Below are 20,183 nucleotides of genomic sequence, written 5' to 3'. Positions count from 1 at the left end.
ACGGCGGTCGGTGCGGGGTGGGCCACCTGCGGCTCCGCCCCGCGCCTCCCGGTCAGCTGAAGATGATCATCGAGCCCTGGGCGAGGCTCCGGGTCGCGGCGGCGTGCAGGCCCAGCCAGACGTGACGTTCGCGGGCGAAGGGGCTGGCGTCGTAGGGGGCGGGGGCGGCCGGTTCCTCCAGCTCCGTGGGGGCCATGGGGGGCTGGGGGGCGGCCGGCGGGTTCGCCGGGTCGATGCCGATCGACGGGGCCACGAATTCGAGTTCGCGCAGGAGGGTCTGGGAGGAGCCCAGGGGGCCGCCGCCCGCGAGGAGTTCGTCGTTGGCGAGAGGGTGCGGGAAGTCGACGGGGACGTACGCACCCGCGTGGTCGTAGTGCCAGACCAGGTGCGACTGCTGGGCGTTCGACTCGAACATCTCGAGCAGCTGCTCGTAGTCGCCGCCCAGTTCGTCCACCGGCGTCACCGCGAGCCCGCACATCTGGAGGAGGTACGCACGGCGCAGGAAGTGCAACGCGTCGTAGTCGAAGCCCGCCACCGGGGCCACATCGCCGGAGAGGCCCGGCATGTACGCGTACACCGGGACCGGCGGGAGTCCGGCCTCGCCCAGCACCTTGTCGTAGAGCGCGAGTTCCTCGGCGAAGGGGTTGTCGGGGGTGTGGCACAGCACGTCGACGAGCGGGACCAACCACAGGTCACAGGCCAACAGACGGCTCCTCTTGCTCCTTGGGTGCAGGGTGGTCAGGGCAGCGTAGTGCGCGCGGCGGTCTTGGGAAGGCCCGGTGCACAACTCGTCGGGTTCGCGGGGGCCGGCCCCTCTCGAACCCCCGATGGCCCGGAGAGCTGGTCCTCAAACTCCGGACGGGCCGGAACCTGTGTCCAGGCGCTCGATCAGGGCGAGCGAGTGCGCGTTGTACGCCGAGACGATCGCCCGGGCCGCCTCCGGATCGCGGCGGGCAAGCGCGTCCACGAGCTCCGTGTGGCCGGACCACAGGTAGCCCTTCAGGTCCTCGACCCGGCGCAGGTGCTGGACCGTGCAGACCCAGGACTGGACGCGCAGACGGTGCAGGAAGTCCGTGAGGTAGGGGTTGCCGAAGAGGCCGCTGAGCTCGCGCCAGAACCGGAGGTCGTAGCCGATGAGGATGTTCAGGTCGCCGGCGGTGGCAGCGCGCTGGGCCTCCTCGCCGCGGCGGCGGACGCCGGCGAGGGCGATGGCGGCGCGGCCGGCGTTGAGCTGCTGCATGCCGCCGGTGACGAGGCTGTGGAACATGCCGTCGGTGACCAGGCTGCGGGCCTCGATCATGCCGCGGTAGTCGGCCGCCGAGTACTCGTGCACGTGGAAGCCGCGGTGCTGGTCCGCTTCCAGCAGGCCCTGGGCCGACAGGTCGACCAGGGCCTCACGGACGGGGGTCGCGGAGACGCCGTACTGCTCGGCGATCTCCTTCACCGTGAACTCCTGGCCCGGCTGGAGACGGCCTGCGAGCACCTCGTCGCGGAGCGCGTCCGCGATCTGCTGCCGCAGGGTGCTGCGGGTGACGGCCCCATTGCTGCCGCTGCCGGGCATGGTGTCTCGCTCCCCCATCGCGTGGGTACTGGTCGGTCTACTCGCGTATCACTCCGAGCACGCCACCATACGCGGTGGGGGGTGGGGGATGGGTTTCGCGCCCCTCCCGGCCCCGTAAGGGGCGTGGGGAACTGCGCGACAAGCCCCCACCCGCCCGCACCCGGATGACGATCCCAGGGGGTCTGGGGGCGCAGCCCTCAGGTACGGGACGGGTAGGGGCGGAGGGGGCGAAGACCCCTACGGCCTCATGCCGTGTGTTCGTCCGCCACTGCCAGCGCGGCGTCCAGCGCCGCCAGGCCCTCCTTGGCCTCGGCCTCCGTGACGTTGCACGGCGGCACGACATGGGTGCGGTTCATGTTGATGAAGGGCCACAGACCCTGCGCCTTCGCGGCGGCGCCGAACGCGGCCATGGGAGCGTTCGCCTCACCCGCCGCGTTGTACGGAACCAGCGGCTCCCGGGTCTCCCGGTCCTTCACCAGCTCCAGGGCCCAGAAGACCCCCGTGCCGCGCACTTCACCGACACTGGGGTGCCGCTCGGCGAGATCACGCAGCCCGGGGCCGATGACGGTCTCACCGATCCGCGCGGCCTGCCCGACGATGTCCTCCTCCTCCATCACGTTGATGGTGGCGACGGCGGCAGCACAGGCCAGCGGGTGCCCGGAGTACGTGAGCCCACCGGGATAGGGCCGACGGGCGAAGGTCTCCGCGATCGCACCGGAGATCGCGACACCACCGAGCGGCACGTACCCGGAGTTCACGCCCTTCGCGAAGGTCATCAGGTCCGGCGTCACGTCGAAGTGGTCCGCCGCGAACCACTTGCCGGTACGCCCGAACCCGGCCATGACCTCGTCCAGGACGAAGACGATCCCGTACCGGTCGCAGATCTCCCGGACGCCCGCGAGATAGCCGGCCGGTGGCGTCATGATCCCCGCCGTCCCCGGAATCGTCTCCAGGATCACCGCCGCGATCGTCCCCGGGCCCTCGAAGGCGATGGTGTCCTCAAGGTGCTGCAGCGCCCGCTCGCACTCCTGCTGCTCGGTGTCCGAGTGGAAGGGCGAGCGGTAGAGGAAGGGCGCCCAGAAGTGGACGACACCCGCCGCGCCGATGTCGTTGGGCCAGCGCCGCGGGTCACCGGTGAGGTTGATCGCGGTGGAGGTGGCTCCGTGGTACGAGCGGTACGCGGAGAGCACCTTCGGCCGCCCGGTGTGCAGCCGGGCCATCCGCGTGGCGTTCTCGACGGCCTCCGCGCCACCGTTGGTGAAGAAGATCTTGTCCAGGTCGCCCGGGGTCCGCTCGGCGATCAGCCGGGCCGCCTCCGAGCGCGCCTCGACGGCGAAGGCGGGCGCGAACGTGGACAGGGTTGCGGCCTGCTCCTGGATCGCGGCGACGACCTTCGGGTGCTGGTAACCGATGTTGGTGAAGACGAGCCCGCTGGTGAAGTCCAGATACCGCTTGCCTTCGTAGTCCCAGAAGTACGACCCCTCCGCGCCGGCGACGGCGAGCGGGTCGATGAGCTCCTGCGCGGACCAGGAGTGGAACACGTGCGCGCGGTCCGCGGCCTTCACGGCGGCGCCGACCTGGGGGTTGGGCTGAGGGGTCATGCGCCGAAGCGTAAATGTCCACGCAGTGGACGCGATATCGGCGTCCTGTCTGTGGTCGGGGGCTTTCCGCGACAGTCTGTCGGGCTTGGCCGCCAGTCCCTCCTCTTGGCAGCATCCTGTCCAATTGACAGCATGCTTACATAAGCCTGTCTGTCCGAGGAGGAACCATGGACGCCGCCACCCCTGCCGGCCGCAAGGCCGTCCACCTCGCCGTCTACGACACCTTCGCCGACTGGGAGACGGGGCACACGACCGCGTATCTCGCCCGCGCCGGGTACGAGATCCGGACGGTGGGCCCCACCCGGGAGCCGGTCACCACCATCGGCGGGGTCCGTATCCAGCCCGACCTCGCGCTCGACGACCTCCGCCCCGAGGACAGCTCCCTGCTGATCCTCACCGGCGCCGACCTCTGGACCGAGGCATCGGCTGCCACCGCGGCGGGCGGCGACGACCTCGCTCCCTTCGCCCGCAAGGCCCGCGCCTTCCTCGACGCCGACGTGCCCGTCGCCGCGATCTGCGGGGCCACGGCCGGGCTCGCCCGCGAAGGGCTGCTCGACGACCGCGACCACACCAGCGCCGTGTCCTTCTACCTCGCCGCCACCGGGTACGCGGGCGGTGAGCGGTACGTGGACGCCGACGCGGTCACCGACGGAAAGCTCGTCACGGCCGGTCCCACCGAACCCGTCGCCTTCGCCCGCGAGGTCTTCCGGCTGCTCGGCGTGTACGAGGGCGAGGTGCTGGACGCCTGGTACCGGCTGTTCCACGACTCCGACGCGGCGGCCTACGCCGTCCTCGAAAAGGCCGCGCGGTGAGCCGGGAACGTCAGGACCTGTTCAGCCGCAGCGCCCTCGCGGCCTTCCGGCTCAACGGTCAAATCCTGTCCATCGCCGAGGAGTTGGCCAAGCCTGCCGGGCTGACCGCCGCCTGGTGGCAGGTGCTCGGCGCCGTGCTCGGCGAGCCCCTGCCGGTGTCCGGGATCGCCCGCGTCATGGGCATCACCCGGCAGAGCGTGCAGCGCATCGCCGACCTCCTGGTGGACAAGGGGCTCGCGGAGTACCTGCCCAACCCCGCCCACCGCCGCGCCAAGCTGCTGTCCCCGACGGACGAGGGCCGTTCCGCGATCGCCGGGATCGGGCCCGGCCACGCGGCCTTCGCCGACCGCCTCGCCGATGCCCTCGGCGACACCGAACTCGCGGAGACCGTACGCGTGCTGGAGCGCCTGTCCGCGGTGCTCGACGATCTCACGGCTCCGGTCGCGGAGGGCGCGGCGCCGGTTACGGAAACGGCACCCGCTGTTACGGAACCGTAGACACCGCCCCATCCACCTCCCCGTACGGCCGCCGTATCCTCGGGATGTTGCACACATACGGGGGAGGGGTGGGCGCAGCCATGGAGAAGCTGGGGGCGGGGGATCCGCAGCGGATCGGGGCGTATCGGCTGCTGGCGCGCCTGGGCGCCGGCGGGATGGGGCACGTGTATCTCGCCCGGTCCGACCGGGGACGTACCGTCGCGGTCAAACTCGTACGCGAGGAACTCGCCGAACAGGAGGAGTTCCGGGCGCGCTTCCGGCAGGAGGTGCAGGCCGCGCGGCGCGTGGGCGGGTACTGGACGGCGCCCGTTCTCGACGCCGACACGGAGGCCGAGATCCCGTGGGTGGCCACCGGTTACGTCGCCGGGCCCAGTCTGCAGACCGTCGTCGGACACGACCACGGCGCGCTCCCCGAGCGCTCCGTCCGCATCCTTGCCGCCGGGCTGGCGCACGCTCTGCAGGACATCCACGCCGCGGGGCTGATCCACCGTGACCTCAAGCCGTCCAATGTGCTGGTCACCATCGACGGGCCGCGCGTCATCGACTTCGGCATCGCGCGCGCCCTGGAGACCGTGACCGACGGCGGCCTCACGCGCACCGGCGCGCTCGTCGGATCGCCCGGTTTCATGGCCCCCGAGCAGGTCCGCGGTGACCGCATCACGCCCGCCTGCGACGTCTTCTGTCTCGGCTCGGTCCTCGCCTACGCCGCCACCGGCGCCCTTCCCTTCGGGTCGACCAACAGCGGTGTGCACGCGATGATGTTCCGCATCGCGCAGGAGGAGCCCGACCTGGAGGGGCTGCCCGAGGGCCTCGCCGACCTCGTGCGCCAGTGTCTGCGCAAGGACCCCGCCGCCCGGCCCACCCTCGACCGGATTCTGGAGCGTACCGGCGCCGAGGACACCGTCTCGGACGGGCGCACCCGCGACCCGTGGCTGCCGAGTGCGCTGGTCGCCCAACTCGGGCGGCATGCAGTGCAGTTGCTGGACACCGAAAACCCTGCCGAGGCGTCGGGCCAGACCCCGGTGCCGAGCGCCCCGGCCCTGCCGCCGGCGCCCCCGGCTTCGGCCCCGGATCTCTCCAAGCCCCCGTCCGCCCCGCCCCCGTCCGCCCCGCCCCAGGCCTCCCCGGAACATGCCCCCACCCCGGCCGAGGAGGGCGCCACCCCGCCCGCGCCCGGGCAGCCCGCCCCCGTGAACCACCTCCCCACGATGATCGCGGGCGTCGGCCAGACACCTCCGCCGACCGCGCCGCCCGCCACCCCGCACCCCGCGTACGGCTACCCCCAGCAGCACCCCCAGCCCAGCGGCCCGGGCACGCCCCACCCCGCGTACGGCTATCCCCAGCAGGGCTGGGCCCAGCAGCCGGGCCCGTACTCGACACCCCCGTACGGCCCGGGCGTCGCCCCCCATCCGTACGGCCCGGGCGGCGCGACACCCCCGTACGGTCCCGGGGTCGCTCCCCAGCAGCCGGAACCCCCGCGCAGAAGCAGCCGTTCCACCGCCGCCCTGGTCGTCGTGGCCCTGGTCGTGGCGCTCGGCGCGGGCGGCAGTGTGTACGCGTTGATGAAGGGCAGCGGGAGCGACGACGACAACAAGAACGCCGGGGCGTCTCCCGCGTCCAGCGCGCCCACGACGCCCGGCCCGACCACATCGGAACCGTCCCCGACGACCGAGTCGCCCAGCGCGTCGGCATCCCAGGGAGGCACAATCCCGGAGGCGTTCCTCGGCACCTGGAACACCAGCATCGACAACGCGACCGGCCACAACACCCGCCGACTGACCATCCAGCAGGGCGAGGTGGGCGACACGGTGCTCTCGCTCATCGCGGACGGTCCGGCCGGCAGCGGCACCTACCACTGCGTCTTCCAGGCCAAGCTGACCGGGGCCCCGAGCGCCGGTGGCCCCCTGGAGATCGGCCCCTCAAAAGTCACAGAAGGGCCGGCCACCTCCTGCTCACCGGGCGCGGCCTCCGAGGTCACCCTTCTCTCCGACGGCAGCCTGCGCCGTGTGAACAAGGACTCGGGCGAGGCGCTGACGTACACGAAGGGCGGCTGATGAAGGATCAGCTTCAGTAGCCAACTGGTATGAAATGAAAGGCCGTTGACGTTCACTTCCCGTATGTCGGGCGTTTCCGGCCCGAGTCGTACCGTGACCGCACGGTGAGGCTCGGGGGAGTGGCTCAAGTGGAGTGGCTGAGCGCAGAGAACGTCGTGGCCGTGGCGACCGCTGTCGTGGGCATCGTGGCCTCCGCGGGAATGGTCTGGTACGAGCGCCGGGTGCCGCGGCGCAAGAGGATCGGGTACCGCGTCCAGATGGACAACCCGATCGGCGAGAACGTGAGCTCGGGGCGGGCGAACGTGCGGCTCGGCTGGTTCGACGAAGCGCCGGGCATGGCGGACGCCACCTTCGTCCTGCTGCGGGTCGAGAACGACGGTTCGCAGAGCATCGCCGACAACGACTACACGGGCCGTGAACTGCACGGCCTGACAGCGGTGTTCGCGGACCGCACGATCCGCGGTGTGTCGGTGACCCAGCCGCCCGGTACCGACCACCTCATGGACCACTTCACCCCGTCCGCCGGCCTCGACTACGAAGGCGGCACCCTGCGCATCCCCCGCGTCCCGCTCAACCGGGGCGAGCACTTCAAGCTGCTCGTGCTGCTGTCGGGCGGCCATGTGGGCAGCGCGGTACGGCTCATCGGCGGCATCCGGGACGGCGAGGTCAGCCCCAACCGCAGTACGACCCCCGACGATCAGCCGCCGCTGTTCAGCCGCGCGGCCCGGCTGATCACCGTGATGCTCACCGTGTGCGTCGTCACGCTGGCACTGATCGTCGTGCTGCATGACGACACCCCGCCCCCGGCCGGCTGCGAGAAGGGCACGCTGACGGTCACCGGCTCGACCGCCTTCGAACCGGTGATGCGCGAGCTGGCCAAGAAGTACGAGAAGGACTGCGTGGGCGCCACCGTCACCGTGGATCCGCACGGCAGCACCGCCGGGGTGCGCGAACTCGACGCCGCCGGTGGGAAGTCGAAGAACGGCTCGCCGGGGGTCGTCGCCCTGTCCGACGGCCCCAAGCCGAGCGGTCTGCCGCGGCTGCGCGAGAACCGGATCGCCGTCTCGGTCTTCGCGCTCGTCGTCAACGACGACATCCCGGTGAAGAACCTCTCGCTCACCGATGTACGCCGCCTCTACCGCGGCGAGATCAAGAACTGGAAGCAGCTCGGCGGCCCCGACCGACCCGTCCTCCTTGTCAGCCGGGACGCCAACTCCGGTACGCGGCAGGTCTTCCAGCGGCGGGTGCTGGGGCGTGGCGAGCTCGCCAACTCCTCACTGGACTGCGTCCACAAGGACGACCCCACGGCCCCCGTCGTACGCTGCGAACTCGACTCCACCGACCAGGTGTTGAGCACGGTCGCCAGGCTCCCCGGCGCGATCGGCTACAGCGAGCTCAACAGCGCCAACGGTCACAAGGGCCTGCAGAGGCTCAACCTCGACGGCCACACCCCGTCCGTCGAGGACCTGGAGCACGGCACCTCCGACTACCCGTACCGCGAGATCGAGTACGCCTACACCTACGGCCAGCCGCCCGCCGACTCCCTCGCCTCCAGCTTCCTCTCCTACATCAGCCGGGGCAGCGGCCAGGACGTGATCCGGACGCACGGGCATCTGCCCTGCGGGACGCCGGTGGGGCTGAAGATCTGCAACGACGGGTGACGTTCAGGGTTCGGCCGGTGCCGGTGCGCCGGCGGCACGGCCGTCCCGCGCGAAGGCGCTCTTGCCCGAGAGTTGTCGCGTACACAACCATTGTGGGGTCCGGTTCCAACGCTTCGCGTCAGCCCCCGGAGGACACATGCGCCCCAGCAGGAGAACGGTCCTGACCACCACGGCGGCGGCGGGGGCGGCAGCGCTGGGCTCACCGGCCGAGGCGAACGCCTCCGGGTCCCGACCGCTCTCCCCCGGCCTCTCGGCTTCACCCGAGCAGAGGAGACCCCCATCGGCCCAGCCGCCCACCCGTGAACTCCGCGCCCTCCTCAGGGAGATCGACCCCGACCGCATGGAGGCGACGGTCCGCAAGCTGGTCTCCTTCGGCACCCGCCACACCCTCTCGGCACAGGACAATCCGGTGCGCGGCATCGGCGCGGCGCGCGACTGGATCGCGGCCGAACTCCGCTCGTACGCCGCCGCGTCCGGTGGCCGTATGACGGTGGACCTCCAGTCGTACATCCAACAGCCGGCGACGCGGATCCCGACGGCGACCCGCATCACGAACGTGATCGCGACGCTCCGGGGATCGGTCACCCCCGAGCGCGTGTATGTGGTGTCCGGCCACTACGACTCCCGGGTCACCGACGTCATGGACGCCACCTCGGACGCCCCGGGCGCGGACGACGACGCGTCGGGGGTCGCCGTGGCGATGGAACTCGCGCGGGTGATGGCGACGCGCCGCCCGGCGTCGACGATCGTGTTCGCGGCGGTGGCGGGGGAGGAGCAGGGGCTGTACGGCGCCACGCACATGGCGGAGCAGTTCAAGTCGGCGGGCGCGGACGTCCAGGGCATGTTCACCAACGACATCGTCGGCAGCTCCACGGCGGACGACGGCACGCGGGACCCTTACACCCTCCGCCTGTTCGCGGAGGGCGTCCCGAGCTCGGAGACCCCGGAACAGGCGGCGACGCGCCGTTCGGTCGGCGGCGAGAACGACTCCCCGACCCGCCAGCTGGCCCGCTTCGTGCGCGACGTCGCGGACAACGACGCGACCGGCATGCACATCCGCGTCATCCACCGCCGCGACCGCTACCGCCGGGGCGGCGACCACATCCCCTTCCTCGAACGCGCCTACCCCGCCGCCCGTTTCACCGAACCGGCCGAGGACTTCGCCCATCAGCACCAGGACGTACGCGTCGACGAGAACGGCCAACAGCTGGGCGACCTCCCGGAGTTCTGCGACTTCTCCTTCGTCGGGCGGGTCGCGAAGGTCAACGCGGCGGCGCTGTGGACCCTGGCCCAGGCGCCGGGGACCCCGCGCGGCGCCAAGATCATCACCTCCACCCTTACGAACTCCACGCAGCTCGTCTGGACCCGGGGTGCGGAGCCCGACCTCGCGGGCTACGAGATCGTCTGGCGCGAGACCACGGCCTTCGAGTGGACCCATGTCATCTCGGCGGGCGACGTGACGACGTACGAGGTCGACCTGTCCAAGGACAACGTCTTCTTCGGCGTACGAGCGGTGAACCGGGCCGGGAACCGGAGCCCGGTGGCGTTCCCGGACCCGCAGACCTGACGTACGTCCGCGTACTCGGGTGCTCCGGGTCTTCTTCGGTGGTGCTCCAGTACTCCGGTACTCCGGTACTCCGGTACTCCGGTACTCCGGTACTCCGGTACTCCGGTACTCCGAGGGAAGCAGGGGAGGCGCAGAAACTCCTGGGCCGCCCCGCCCACACGTTCACCCGGTGGGCGAGGGCGCACGCGGGGGCATTCGGCCCGTCCGGCGTGTGAGGACGAGCGCACAGTGCGATACGGGAGCCCGGGGGCGGAGCCCCCAGGTACGGGACAGGTAGGGGCCCAGGGGGCGAAACCCTGCTTCTGCCGAGGCTCCGGCGTCGCTTCTACCGAGGCTCCGGCGGCCGCTGCCGAGGCATGTTGGGCCGGGTCCCCGGAGGCAACGGCAGCCGCCCGGGCGAGGTTCCTTCGGGCCGGGGCGAACCGGCCAGGGAGGATTGAATACCCAGCGGCGCCGGCCCCGTCCGGAACTCAACCATCCAGTCCACGGTCTCGGCCCGCACCAGCTCCGTCACATCCTCGGAGAACCGTCGCAACACCCCCAGACACCGCTCCGCGGCCTCACTCGCCGTCCCCTCCGCCGGCCCCAGAACCTCCCGCACACACTCGGACGCCCAGTCGAACTGCAACACCTGCAGCCGCCGCTGCACGGCTTGAGCCGTGGCCACATCCCTTATCCACCCCGAGGTCACCCCGAAGAACCGGTCCCCCGCGACGCACGCGACCCCGAGCAGCAACGCCAGATACCCCCACGGGGCGAGCCCGCCCACCACCCCGGTGAGGTCGAGCAACGGCAGCGCGGCCCCGGCCACGGCCCCCGCCGCGGCCCCGCCCCGCAGCACCCGTGCCCCCCACCGCTTCCACACCCGGTCCGTGAGATACCAGGCAGCCGTGTCGAGCGCTCCGCGCTCCACCCACCGGTACAGCTCGTGGAGCCGCTCCGCGGGCTCCCCCCAGTCCCCGAGCGGAAACGGCCGGCCCGTCAGGTCGCCCGGCCGCAGCTCCGCCGCCCCGCCGCTCCGCCCGTCCTGGGGCGGCCCCTCGGGCTGCATCTCCGGTTGACTCACCCGGCACTCCCTACTGACGACGGTGATGACGCTGCACTGACGACGCTGCGTGATGCATCGTGACGTGTGGTGGCAAAGCGCCGCACCCTTCCTACCTCCCAATGGGTGGCGATGGACCGGGTTTCACCGCTTTTCCGCCCGGAAGGGGGCCTTGATCAAGTATAGGAATCCAGATCGTCTCACTCGAAAGAGTGCTGGAGCGATCGCCCACTGAAGCACGTAGGCTCGTGCCAGGCGGGAAAACCCTGCCGGAAAGCCGTATGAACCAGGAGCTGATCGTGATTCCCGGTGGTGGCCAGCCCAATATGCAGCAGCTGCTCCAGCAGGCCCAGAAGATGCAACAGGACCTCGCGAACGCGCAGGAGGAGTTGGCGCGCATGGAGGTCGACGGCCAGGCGGGCGGCGGCCTGGTGAAGGCGGTCGTGACGGGCTCCGGCGAGCTCCGCGGCCTGGTGATCGACCCGAAGGCGGTCGACCCCGAGGACACGGAAACCCTCGCCGATCTGATCGTCGCGGCCGTCCAGGCGGCGAACGAGAACGCGCAGGCGCTCCAGCAGCAGAAGCTCGGCCCGCTCGCCCAGGGCCTCGGCGGCGGCAGCGGCATCCCCGGCCTGCCTTTCTAAGACCGGCGGCGGCCAACTACCGTACGCACCAGGACGACAAGACCGAGCAGGATCCACGAACCCGGGAAAGGCAGTCCGTTGTACGAAGGCGTGGTCCAGGACCTCATCGACGAACTGGGGCGGCTGCCCGGCGTCGGTCCCAAGAGCGCGCAGCGGATCGCCTTCCACATCCTGCAGGCCGAGCCGACGGACGTCCGCCGTCTCGCGCAGGCACTCATGGAGGTCAAGGCGAAGGTCCGCTTCTGCGCGACCTGCGGCAATGTCGCGCAGGAGGAGCTGTGCAACATCTGCCGCGACCCGCGCCGCGACCTGTCGGTGATCTGCGTGGTGGAGGAGCCGAAGGACGTGGTGGCGGTCGAGCGCACCCGCGAGTTCCGCGGCAAGTACCACGTACTGGGCGGGGCGATCAGCCCCATCGAGGGCGTGGGTCCGGACGACCTCCGCATAAGGGAACTCCTCGCGCGCCTGGCCGACGGCGCGGTCACGGAACTGATCCTCGCCACCGACCCGAACCTGGAAGGCGAGGCCACGGCCACGTACCTCGCCCGCATGATCAAGCCCATGGGCCTCAAGGTCACCCGCCTGGCCAGCGGCCTCCCTGTGGGCGGCGACCTGGAATACGCGGACGAGGTCACGCTCGGCCGCGCCTTCGAGGGGAGACGACTCCTAGATGTCTGACGCCACGCTGCACGCGACGAGCCAGGACCCCGACGACTTCGTGGTCCAGATCGCGGACCAGGTCGAGAGCTTCCTGGTCGCCGTCACCGAGGTGGCCAGGGGCGACGAGCCGGACTCGGCCGTGCCCTTCCTCCTCCTGGAGGTCTCCCAGCTTCTCCTGGCCGGCGGCCGTCTCGGCGCGCACGAGGACATCGTCCCCGACGAGCGCTACGAGCCCGACCTGGGCCCCGAGCCGGACGTCGACGAGCTCCGCGAGCGCCTGGCGGTGATGCTGGAACCGATCGACGTCTACTCCGAGGTCTTCGACCCGTACGAGCCGCGCAAGGCCCCCGTACCGGCCCGTATCTCCGACGACCTGGCCGACGTCATCACGGACCTCCGCCACGGCATGGCCCACTACCGCGCGGGCCGCACCACGGAAGCCCTCTGGTGGTGGCAGTTCTCCTACTTCTCCAACTGGGGCTCCACCGCCTCCGCGACCCTGCGCGCCCTGCAGTCCGTGGTGGCTCACGTGCGGCTGAACCAGCCCCTGGAGGAGCTCGACGGCCTCGACACCGACCAGGACCTCGGCGAGGAAGTCCTCGCGGAGGAGGCGGGCAAGGTCATGGCGGAGGAGATCGCGGGGCCGCTGGGCCTGCGTACGGTCAAGTAGGTCCCGCCCGCTGCCTTCATCTCCCGGTGCGCTGCGGCCATGCGGCGATGCCACCGCTGATGCCCGCGCCGAGCAGGACGAACGCGAGGGTCAGTGCGACCCAGTGGTGCGTCGCCAGGTCGAGAACCCCCTGGTTCAGGGCGCCTGCGGCCTGCGCCCGTTCCGGGCGCGCCGGGTTGTAGACGACCGTCGTCGCCACCCGGCCCTCGGCGTCCCGGGGGCCGTGCGGGACATAGAGGGAGCCGTCGATCGCCTCTTCGGGCTCGGCGACGGGCCGGCCTGCGGTATCCGTGAAGTCGAGCCACACGGAGGACGTGGCGCAGCTCGTCCCGTGCCCTCCGGTGGAGCAGGCGGTGGCGAGGGTGGCATGGGCCGACGTGTGCCGGCCGTGGTCGCGCAGCGCGGTCAACTCCGCGTCTCCGTGCAGGAGTCGGAGTATGTGGCCGGTCAGGAGCAGACCACCGATCAGCGCCACTGTCAGCGCGGTCGCGACCGGCCACCAGCGGCGCACCGGGCCCTCCATGTCCTGCACTGCGATCCTCCCCGCGACCGTCGACCTGGTCGGCACCGTAGTCGATGCCCGCGGTGACCATGCGCCGAGGATGCGCGCGCCGCCTTCACAGCACCCACAACCCCTTCCCCAGCGTCGTGACCCCGCCGGTCAACGCCAGCGACAACACCAGCATGCGGGCCCGCTTCTCGGACACGCGCTGCCCGAGCGCCCGGCCCGTCAGGGCACCCACCGTCATCCCCGTCACCGTCAACCCCCAACGCATCCCGCCAAGATGGGGCACCCCGTTCGCGGCCACCGAGAACGCGTTCACCACCACCCCGTAGAACTGCGCGTTCGGCACGAACTCCCGTACCGTCCAACCGGCGTTGACGGCATACAGGGAAACCGGCGGACCGCCGACCCCCGCCGCGGAGTTCATGAACCCGCCCGCCGCCCCCGCGGCCACCGCGCCCTTGGTCCCGCGCAGGGCGGGCACCCTCGCGCCCCGCATGACCAACGCCACGGCGACGGTCACGAGCGCGCCCATGAGTACCAGCAGCACTGGCTCCGGCAGTCGCCGGGCCAGCCACGCCCCGGCCGGGACCGTGCAGGCCGCCGCCACGCACAGCGGCACCATCGCGCGCGGCCGTACCCGGCGCCACCCGCCCGCGAGCCCCACGACACTGATCGCCCCGGCGGCGCAGTTGGCGAGGACGACCCCTTCGGCCGGACCGAGCAACAGCACCAGCGCGGGCACCGCGACGAGCGCGAAGCCCATCCCCGTGAGCCACTGCACGCAGGACCCCACCAGCACGATGACACCCAGCAGCAACTCACCTGTCATGGAAGGCCTTTGCCCCCAGGCACGCTCCCGCACTCGGACCGGACCTTCCGTGACCGACTCGTCGCGCTGCGTGAGTTGGGTGGGAGTTGGATCAGCCCTGCACGTCCGCTGCACGGCCGCTAACCGGCGCGCGGCGAGTCTGGAGTCACTCCCACCGCAGGGGAGTACCCCACCTCACTCGGTGCCGGCGCCGGGCGTGTCGTCGTCGTACCGTCCGGCCAGGTCCTCGAACGCCGCGCGCGAGGCGGCATCGCCACCGCTCAGCATCAGCGCCATGGTCCGCGCCTCGCGCTGTACGGACGCCTCCGTGTCCCCGCGCAGCTGCGCGGTCAGCGTGAACGCCACCGGCACGGTGAAGGCCGTGAGCGCGACGGCCACGAGAAGGACCTAACTGACGATCAACTGCCGGATCATGGTGTGCCGTCAGTCGCTCCGTGGGCCGGGTCGCCGTCGGCGGTCTTCACGACCTCCAGGCGGAAGCCGACCCCCCCGGACGGCCTCGATGGTGATCGCGCTCGCCAGCTTCCGTCGTAGCGCCGCCACATGCACGTCCAGCGTCTCGGTCGGCCCGAACCAATTGGTGTCCCAGACCGCTTCCATGATCTGTTCGCGCGACATCAGCGCGCCCGGTTCCTCGGTGAGGAACGCGAGCAGGTCGTACTCCTTGGGCGTGAGGGCCACCTCCTCGCCGTCAAGGCGTACGCGGGCGGCCTTGCGGTCGACGGTCAGGCGGGGCCCCTAACGGTCCGGGCCGCTGTCCGCGGGGGTACGCGGCTGTACGCGGCGCATCACCGTCCGTATCCGCGCGATGACCTTGCGTACGCCGAAGGGCTTGGACACATAGTCGTCCGCGCCGATCTCCAGGCCGACCACCCGGTCCGTCTCGTCGCTGCGCGCGCCGATCACGATGATCGGGATCTCGCCGCGCGCCCGCAGTGCCTTGCAGACGTCGAGGCCATCGGTGTCGGGCAGGCCGAGGTCGAGCAGGACGACGTCGTACGGGCCCTCGTGCGCCAGTGCCGCGCCGCCCGTGGTCACCCACTCGACCTCGAAGCCGTAGCGCAGCAGTCCGCGCCGGAGCGATTCGGCGACCGGCTCGTCGTCTTCCACCAGGAGTACGCGCACAGGCGGAACCCTGGTGCTTGAAACTTAAGTCACGGGGGCCCCATGTGACACGGGGCACTTTCGGAGTGGCGGGCTGGAGGGCGGGCAGGTGCCGTCTCGGAGCGGCCGGAAGGCCCGGCTGACCTGACGTCCCCGGAGTGATCACGTCGTGAGCGGGACATCTCACGATGCGATACTTCGAAAGGGATTTCCGGCCGCTCGTTAGACTGAGCCGACCGCAGTTGTGCGGTGCAGAGACAGACTGAGCGAGGAGCGCACGTGGGCCTTGTCGTGCAGAAGTACGGAGGCTCCTCCGTAGCCGATGCCGAGGGCATCAAGCGTGTTGCCAAGCGGATCGTGGAAGCGAAGAAGAACGGCCACCAGGTGGTCGTGGTGGTTTCCGCGATGGGCGACACGACGGACGAGCTGATCGATCTCGCCGAGCAGGTATCCCCGATGCCCAGCGGACGAGAATTCGACATGCTGCTGACCGCCGGAGAGCGGATCTCCATGGCCCTGCTGGCCATGGCGATCAAAAACCTGGGCCACAGCGCCCAGAGCTTCACCGGCAGCCAGGCGGGTGTCATCACCGACTCGGTCCACAACAAAGCGCGGATCATCGACGTCACGCCCGGCCGGATCCGCACCGCGCTGGACGAGGGCAACATCGCCATCGTCGCCGGCTTCCAGGGCGTCAGCCAGGACAAGAAGGACATCACCACCCTCGGCCGGGGCGGGTCCGACACCACGGCGGTGGCGCTGGCGGCGGCGCTGGACGCCGAGGTGTGTGAGATCTACACCGATGTGGACGGCGTGTTCACCGCCGACCCGCGGGTGGTGAAGAAGGCGAAGAAGATCGACCGGATCGCCTTCGAGGACATGCTGGAGCTCGCCGCGTCCGGCTCCAAGGTGCTGCTCCACCGCTGTGTGGAGTACGCGCGCCGCTACAACATCCCGATCCATGTGCGCTCCTCGTTCTCCGGGCTGCAGGGCACCTGGGTCAGCAACGAGCCGATTCAGCAAGGGGACAAGACGGTGGAGCAGGCCATCATTTCCGGTGTCGCGCACGACACCTCCGAGGCCAAGGTCACGGTCGTGGGTGTGCCGGACAAGCCGGGCGAGGCCGCCTCGATCTTCCGTGCGATCGCCGACGCCGAGATCAACATCGACATGGTCGTGCAGAACGTGTCCGCCGCTTCCACCGGGCTCACGGACATCTCCTTCACCCTCCCCAAGACCGAGGGCCGCAAGGCCATCGACGCCTTGGAGAAGGCGAAGGGCGTGATCGGCTTCGACTCGCTGCGCTACGACGACCAGATCGGCAAGATCTCCCTGGTCGGCGCCGGTATGAAGACCAACCCGGGCGTCACCGCCGGCTTCTTCGAGGCCCTCTCGGACGCGGGGGTGAACATCGAGCTGATCTCCACCTCCGAGATCCGTATCTCCGTGGTCACCCGCGCCGACGACGTCCCCGAGGCCGTCCGCGCGGTGCACACCGCCTTCGGCCTCGACTCCGACAGCGACGAAGCCGTCGTCTACGGAGGCACCGGACGATGACCCGTCTTCCGCACGGCCGCACCGGCCGCTGATGGCCAGTCCCGCGGGACCGACGCTCGCGGTCGTGGGAGCCACCGGAGCCGTCGGCACGGTGATGCTCCAGATCCTGTCCCAGCATGCGGACATCTGGGGCGAGATCCGTCTGATCGCCTCGCCGCGCTCGGCCGGCCGCAAGCTGGCCGTGCGCGGTGAGCAGGTCGAGGTCGTGGCCCTGTCGGAGGAGGCCTTCGACGGGGTCGATGTCGCGATGTTCGACGTACCGGACGAGGTGGCCGCCCAATGGGCGCCCATCGTCGCCGCCAAGGGCGCGGTCGTCGTCGACAATTCGGGTGCCTTCCGGATGGACCCGGACGTGCCCCTCGTCGTCCCCGAGGTCAATCCGCATGCCGCGCGTGTGCGACCGCGCGGGATCATCGCCAATCCGAACTGCACGACCCTCTCCATGATCGTCGCCCTGGGCGCGCTGCACGCCGAGTTCGGACTGCGTGAACTGGTCGTGTCCAGCTATCAGGCGGTCAGCGGCGCGGGCCGCGCGGGTGTCGACACCCTGCGCCGGCAGATGTCCCTCGTCGCCGGTACGGAACTGGGAACCAGCCCCGGTGACGTACGACGTGCCGTGGGCGACAGCACCGGGCCGTTCCCGGAGCCGGTGGCGCTGAACGTGGTGCCGTGGGCCGGGTCCCTCGCCGAGGACGGCTGGTCCTCGGAGGAGATGAAGGTACGCAACGAGTCCCGCAAGATCCTCGGGCTGCCGGGGCTGAAGGTCGCCGTGACCTGCGTACGCGTCCCCGTCGTCACCACGCACTCCCTGACCGTGCACGCCCGCTTCCAGGGTGACGTCACGGTGGCGAAGGCGCGGGAGATCCTCGCCACTGCCCCCGGGGTCGTCCTGTTCGACAACCCCGCCGCCGGTGAGTTCCCCACGCCTGCCGATGTGGTGGGCACCGACCCGACCTGGGTGGGCCGGGTGCGCCGGGCGCTCGACGATTCCACGGCTCTCGAACTGTTTGTGTGTGGGGACAACCTGCGCAAGGGTGCTGCATTGAACACCGCTCAGATCGCGGAGTTGGTGGCGGCGGAGATCATCGGGGCGTAGGTTCTGCGTTCTGGGCGTGGGCTGGGGTCCGCAGGTTCTGCGCCCCCGACGTCCAGCAGCCGGAATCTCGGTGGCCGTCGAGGGATTCGTTTGTAGGATCTGTGTGAATTCTGTGGCCGGAGTAATGGTCCGGACCACTTGAATCGAACCCACTCGGCGTTCGAAGATTTAGCTCCCCGTCTTCCGCAACCGCGCGGAGGGCGGGGAGCGTCTTTGCGGTCGCCATTCAGGGGGCGGCCGGAGCGGTATGGCATATGTGGCATAGGGGATGAGCTGGTACGCATGAGGGCATTTGGCGCATTGTCGAACGGGGTGCCTGACGCAAAAGCGATGCCTGATGCGTACAACCCTCCCGGGGGGACGCGTGTCCAACTGGCGTGGCAGAGGTACTCGAATTCACCGCGGTCCAGACGGGGGGCACAGCCCTTCGTCCACCCCGCCGACTCCGCAGCCCCGGCGCGCCCGGCGGCATGCCGGTGATCGCGCCCATGCCCGCAGCGCGGCCGGCCCGCATACCGAACCAGCGCGACGGCGCTGAGGACAGCCTGGCGGCGGGTACCACCGTCGACCATCTCACCGAGACCTATCGCGCCCATTACCGGTCGCTCCTGGGCCTCGCGGCACTCCTGCTCGACGACACCGCCTCCTGCGAGGACGTCGTCCAGGAGGCCTTCATCCGGGTGCACTCGGCGCGCAAGCGCGTCCGCGACCCGGAAAAGACGCTCGCCTACCTGCGCCAGACCGTCGTGAACCTCTCGCGTTCCGCTCTGCGCCGGCGCATCCTCGGCCTCAAGCTCCTCTCGAAGCCGATGCCCGACATGGCGAGCGCCGAGGAAGGCGCGTACGACCAGCTGGAGCGGGACGCGCTGATCAAGGCCATGAAGGGACTCCAGCGCCGTCAGCGCGAGGTCCTGGTCCTGCGCTACTTCGCGGACATGACCGAGGCCCAGGTCGCCGAGACGCTCGGGATATCGCTGGGCTCCGTGAAGGCGTACGGCTCGCGCGGCATCGCGGCGCTCCGTATCGCCATGGAGGCCCCGGCATGAGCGAGCGACGTGACACCCACGACCGACACGAGCCCTACGAGTGGCATGAGCCGATGGACCGGCCCGAGCCCCACGAAGACGAGCGCGAGCAACATGCTGGGAACGGAACTGTGAACCACGGCCCTGACGGACACCGCCCCGACGGACCGGACGACGGGCTCGGCTCGGACGAACTGGCGCTGCGCCGGCTGCTCCACCAGGCCGTCCAGGAGATCGAGCCCACCGACGGCACCCTTGAGCACCTGCGCCGCGCGGTTCCGGCCAGGCGGGCCCGCAAGCGCCAGGCCGTCGTCGGCATGGCGGCCGCCGCACTCTTCATCGGCACGGCCGTCCCCGCGTTCGTGCACGTCTCGAACTCCTCGGGGTCCAACGCCGACCCGTCCATAGCCGCCAACACCTCACAGGCCCAGGGCGGCGCGGGCGAGGGCAAGGGCACGGACGGCGGCGACGGGAAGGCCGCGGGCGGATCCGGCGGCACCTCCAAGGACAAGGGCAAGGACGGCCAGAAGGGCACGCCGGACAAGGGCAAGGACGCGGGCGGCGGGGCCACCACGGGCGGCGCCGACCCGACGGCCTCGGCCGTGACCGCGGTCGCGTGTACGGCCGAGCAGCTCGGCGGGGCCACCAGCGCCGTCGGCACCCCGGACTCCGCCGGCGCGGTCTACGGCTCCTTCTCCGTCTCGAACGTCTCCACGACCGCCTGTACGGTCTCCAGCGCGGGCACGGTGAGCGTGGCGGCGCAGGGTGCGGCGGACCCCGCAAAGATCGGTGTGGCGACGCACGTGTCGGGCGACGCGGCCACCGGGCTGCCCGATCCCTCCACGGAGGTCACCTCCATGGTGCTCCAGCCGGGCGCCTCGTACGTGGTGAAGTTCGCCTGGGTGCCCTCGGAGACCTGTCCGACCACCTCCGAGCCCTCACCGGACCCGTCCCCCACGGAGGGCGCCACCGACACCGGCGGCACCTCCGCCGAAACGGGCGGCACCACGGCGCAGCTCGCCACGGAGGACGGCGTGGCCGACGGCAGCGTCGTCGTCTCCAACACGGCGGAGACGGGCACGGCCGCATCGTCGGCGACGGTGTCCAACGCGTGCGCGGGCACGGTCTATCACACGGGGATCCTGGCGGCTTCCTGAGCGGACGCGTTCGGCCCTTTGGGCGGGGCGGCTTCCTGCCGGTGTTTCCGAGGGAAGGTCGTCGCGTCCTGGGCCTGGTGACGTCCCTTGCCCCTGGTCCCTTGCCCCTGGTCTTCGTCCTCGACGACGCGGCGA

At 70.8% G+C, this 20,183-nt stretch carries 18 protein-coding genes and 2 pseudogenes; 12 read left to right on the top strand and 8 right to left on the bottom strand.

The features are described from left to right. Positions 1–52: 52 nt before the first annotated feature. The 3 genes from ACIBK0_RS04625 to ACIBK0_RS04615 all read right to left on the bottom strand — a co-directional run bounded on the left by ACIBK0_RS04625 (position 53) and on the right by ACIBK0_RS04615 (position 3,162). Positions 53–703, bottom strand: a complete 651-nt coding sequence (locus ACIBK0_RS04625; protein ID WP_399075540.1) for a hypothetical protein — start codon at positions 701–703, stop codon at positions 53–55. A 144-nt stretch (positions 704–847) separates the two neighbouring features. After that, the gene (locus ACIBK0_RS04620) at positions 848–1,561 is read right to left on the bottom strand and encodes a GntR family transcriptional regulator (protein ID WP_399076044.1); all 714 of its coding nucleotides are present in this window, start codon (positions 1,559–1,561) and stop codon (positions 848–850) included. Between the two features lie 245 nt (positions 1,562–1,806). Beyond that, positions 1,807–3,162, bottom strand: a complete 1,356-nt coding sequence (locus tag ACIBK0_RS04615; protein WP_399075537.1) for an aspartate aminotransferase family protein — start codon at positions 3,160–3,162, stop codon at positions 1,807–1,809. Between the two features lie 167 nt (positions 3,163–3,329). On the opposite strand from ACIBK0_RS04615, the gene ACIBK0_RS04610 reads away from it, so the two are divergent. The 5 genes from ACIBK0_RS04610 (at position 3,330) to ACIBK0_RS04590 (ending at position 9,753) form a co-directional block, all read left to right on the top strand. Then, positions 3,330–3,974 (top strand): type 1 glutamine amidotransferase family protein, encoded by a 645-nt coding sequence (locus tag ACIBK0_RS04610; protein ID WP_399075535.1) that lies wholly within the window; start codon positions 3,330–3,332, stop codon positions 3,972–3,974. Then, a complete protein-coding gene (locus tag ACIBK0_RS04605) occupies positions 3,971–4,471 on the top strand; it encodes a MarR family winged helix-turn-helix transcriptional regulator (RefSeq protein ID WP_399075533.1) in 501 nt (166 codons plus the stop codon). The genes ACIBK0_RS04610 and ACIBK0_RS04605 overlap by 4 nt, the downstream gene beginning before the upstream one ends. A gap of 80 nt (positions 4,472–4,551) precedes the next feature. Beyond that, a complete protein-coding gene (locus ACIBK0_RS04600) occupies positions 4,552–6,525 on the top strand; it encodes a protein kinase (RefSeq protein ID WP_399075531.1) in 1,974 nt (657 codons plus the stop codon). Positions 6,526–6,653: 128 nt separating this feature from the next. Beyond that, the gene (locus tag ACIBK0_RS04595) at positions 6,654–8,186 is read left to right on the top strand and encodes a substrate-binding domain-containing protein (protein ID WP_399075529.1); all 1,533 of its coding nucleotides are present in this window, start codon (positions 6,654–6,656) and stop codon (positions 8,184–8,186) included. Positions 8,187–8,322: 136 nt separating this feature from the next. After that, positions 8,323–9,753, top strand: coding sequence for a M20/M25/M40 family metallo-hydrolase (locus tag ACIBK0_RS04590; RefSeq protein WP_399075527.1), 1,431 nt, complete (start codon positions 8,323–8,325; stop codon positions 9,751–9,753). Positions 9,754–10,078: 325 nt separating this feature from the next. On the opposite strand, the gene ACIBK0_RS04585 is transcribed toward ACIBK0_RS04590, so the two are convergent. After that, complete coding sequence (locus ACIBK0_RS04585) at positions 10,079–10,819, bottom strand: SLATT domain-containing protein (RefSeq protein WP_399075525.1); 741 nt, start codon at positions 10,817–10,819, stop codon at positions 10,079–10,081. Between the two features lie 278 nt (positions 10,820–11,097). Between ACIBK0_RS04585 and ACIBK0_RS04580 the strand changes: the two genes are divergently transcribed. The 3 genes from ACIBK0_RS04580 (at position 11,098) to ACIBK0_RS04570 (ending at position 12,772) form a co-directional block, all read left to right on the top strand. Then, the gene (locus ACIBK0_RS04580; RefSeq protein ID WP_399076042.1) at positions 11,098–11,442 is read left to right on the top strand and encodes a YbaB/EbfC family nucleoid-associated protein; all 345 of its coding nucleotides are present in this window, start codon (positions 11,098–11,100) and stop codon (positions 11,440–11,442) included. A gap of 78 nt (positions 11,443–11,520) precedes the next feature. Beyond that, a complete protein-coding gene (gene recR / locus ACIBK0_RS04575; RefSeq protein WP_399075523.1) occupies positions 11,521–12,120 on the top strand; it encodes a recombination mediator RecR in 600 nt (199 codons plus the stop codon). After that, positions 12,113–12,772: a DUF5063 domain-containing protein gene (locus ACIBK0_RS04570; protein ID WP_399075521.1), complete on the top strand. Its 660-nt coding sequence runs from the start codon at positions 12,113–12,115 to the stop codon at positions 12,770–12,772. Before recR ends, ACIBK0_RS04570 begins: the two co-directional genes overlap by 8 nt. Before the next feature lie 16 nt (positions 12,773–12,788). Here the strand turns inward: ACIBK0_RS04570 and ACIBK0_RS04565 are convergent, their stop codons facing one another. The 4 genes and pseudogenes from ACIBK0_RS04565 to ACIBK0_RS04550 form a co-directional block, all read right to left on the bottom strand. Next, on the bottom strand, positions 12,789–13,304 hold the full coding sequence (locus tag ACIBK0_RS04565; RefSeq protein WP_399075519.1) for a hypothetical protein: 516 nt from the start codon (positions 13,302–13,304) through the stop codon (positions 12,789–12,791). An 85-nt stretch (positions 13,305–13,389) separates the two neighbouring features. Then, positions 13,390–14,109, bottom strand: coding sequence for a sulfite exporter TauE/SafE family protein (locus ACIBK0_RS04560; protein WP_399075517.1), 720 nt, complete (start codon positions 14,107–14,109; stop codon positions 13,390–13,392). A 189-nt stretch (positions 14,110–14,298) separates the two neighbouring features. Further along, positions 14,299–14,487 (bottom strand): annotated as a pseudogene (locus tag ACIBK0_RS04555) (two-component sensor histidine kinase); the annotation flags it as partial. Between the two features lie 32 nt (positions 14,488–14,519). After that, positions 14,520–15,234 (bottom strand): annotated as a pseudogene (locus tag ACIBK0_RS04550) (response regulator transcription factor). Positions 15,235–15,492: 258 nt separating this feature from the next. Between ACIBK0_RS04550 and ACIBK0_RS04545 the strand changes: the two are divergent. The 4 genes from ACIBK0_RS04545 (at position 15,493) to ACIBK0_RS04530 (ending at position 20,048) form a co-directional block, all read left to right on the top strand. Beyond that, positions 15,493–16,770, top strand: coding sequence for an aspartate kinase (locus ACIBK0_RS04545; RefSeq protein WP_399075515.1), 1,278 nt, complete (start codon positions 15,493–15,495; stop codon positions 16,768–16,770). Positions 16,771–16,801: 31 nt separating this feature from the next. Further along, complete coding sequence (locus tag ACIBK0_RS04540) at positions 16,802–17,866, top strand: aspartate-semialdehyde dehydrogenase (RefSeq protein ID WP_399075512.1); 1,065 nt, start codon at positions 16,802–16,804, stop codon at positions 17,864–17,866. Between the two features lie 470 nt (positions 17,867–18,336). Further along, on the top strand, positions 18,337–18,912 hold the full coding sequence (locus ACIBK0_RS04535) for a SigE family RNA polymerase sigma factor (protein ID WP_189188804.1): 576 nt from the start codon (positions 18,337–18,339) through the stop codon (positions 18,910–18,912). Beyond that, positions 18,909–20,048 carry a hypothetical protein gene (locus ACIBK0_RS04530; protein WP_399075510.1) on the top strand — a complete coding sequence of 380 codons (1,140 nt, stop codon included), beginning with the start codon at positions 18,909–18,911 and terminating at the stop codon, positions 20,046–20,048. Before ACIBK0_RS04535 ends, ACIBK0_RS04530 begins: the two co-directional genes overlap by 4 nt. Positions 20,049–20,183: the final 135 nt, after the last annotated feature.

It is taken from the genome of Streptomyces sp. NPDC050564 (genome assembly GCF_044457265.1).
Classification (GTDB): Bacteria; Actinomycetota; Actinomycetes; order Streptomycetales; family Streptomycetaceae; genus Streptomyces.
Note: the sequence above shows the minus strand (reverse complement) of the source record. Positions and strands in the feature narration are given on the sequence as shown.

Excerpts from the sequence above, each read along its gene's own strand:
- ACIBK0_RS04620 (WP_399076044.1), bottom strand. The coding sequence starts at position 1,561 with ATGCCCGGCAGCGGCAGCAATGGGGCCGTCACCCGCAGCACCCTGCGG.
- ACIBK0_RS04615 (WP_399075537.1), bottom strand. The coding sequence starts at position 3,162 with ATGACCCCTCAGCCCAACCCCCAGGTCGGCGCCGCCGTGAAGGCCGCG.
- ACIBK0_RS04610 (WP_399075535.1), top strand. The coding sequence starts at position 3,330 with ATGGACGCCGCCACCCCTGCCGGCCGCAAGGCCGTCCACCTCGCCGTC.
- ACIBK0_RS04600 (WP_399075531.1), top strand. The coding sequence starts at position 4,552 with ATGGAGAAGCTGGGGGCGGGGGATCCGCAGCGGATCGGGGCGTATCGG.
- ACIBK0_RS04590 (WP_399075527.1), top strand. The coding sequence starts at position 8,323 with ATGCGCCCCAGCAGGAGAACGGTCCTGACCACCACGGCGGCGGCGGGG.
- ACIBK0_RS04570 (WP_399075521.1), top strand. The coding sequence starts at position 12,113 with ATGTCTGACGCCACGCTGCACGCGACGAGCCAGGACCCCGACGACTTC.
- ACIBK0_RS04560 (WP_399075517.1), bottom strand. The coding sequence starts at position 14,109 with ATGACAGGTGAGTTGCTGCTGGGTGTCATCGTGCTGGTGGGGTCCTGC.
- ACIBK0_RS04540 (WP_399075512.1), top strand. The coding sequence starts at position 16,802 with ATGGCCAGTCCCGCGGGACCGACGCTCGCGGTCGTGGGAGCCACCGGA.
- ACIBK0_RS04535 (WP_189188804.1), top strand. The coding sequence starts at position 18,337 with ATGCCGGTGATCGCGCCCATGCCCGCAGCGCGGCCGGCCCGCATACCG.
- ACIBK0_RS04530 (WP_399075510.1), top strand. The coding sequence starts at position 18,909 with ATGAGCGAGCGACGTGACACCCACGACCGACACGAGCCCTACGAGTGG.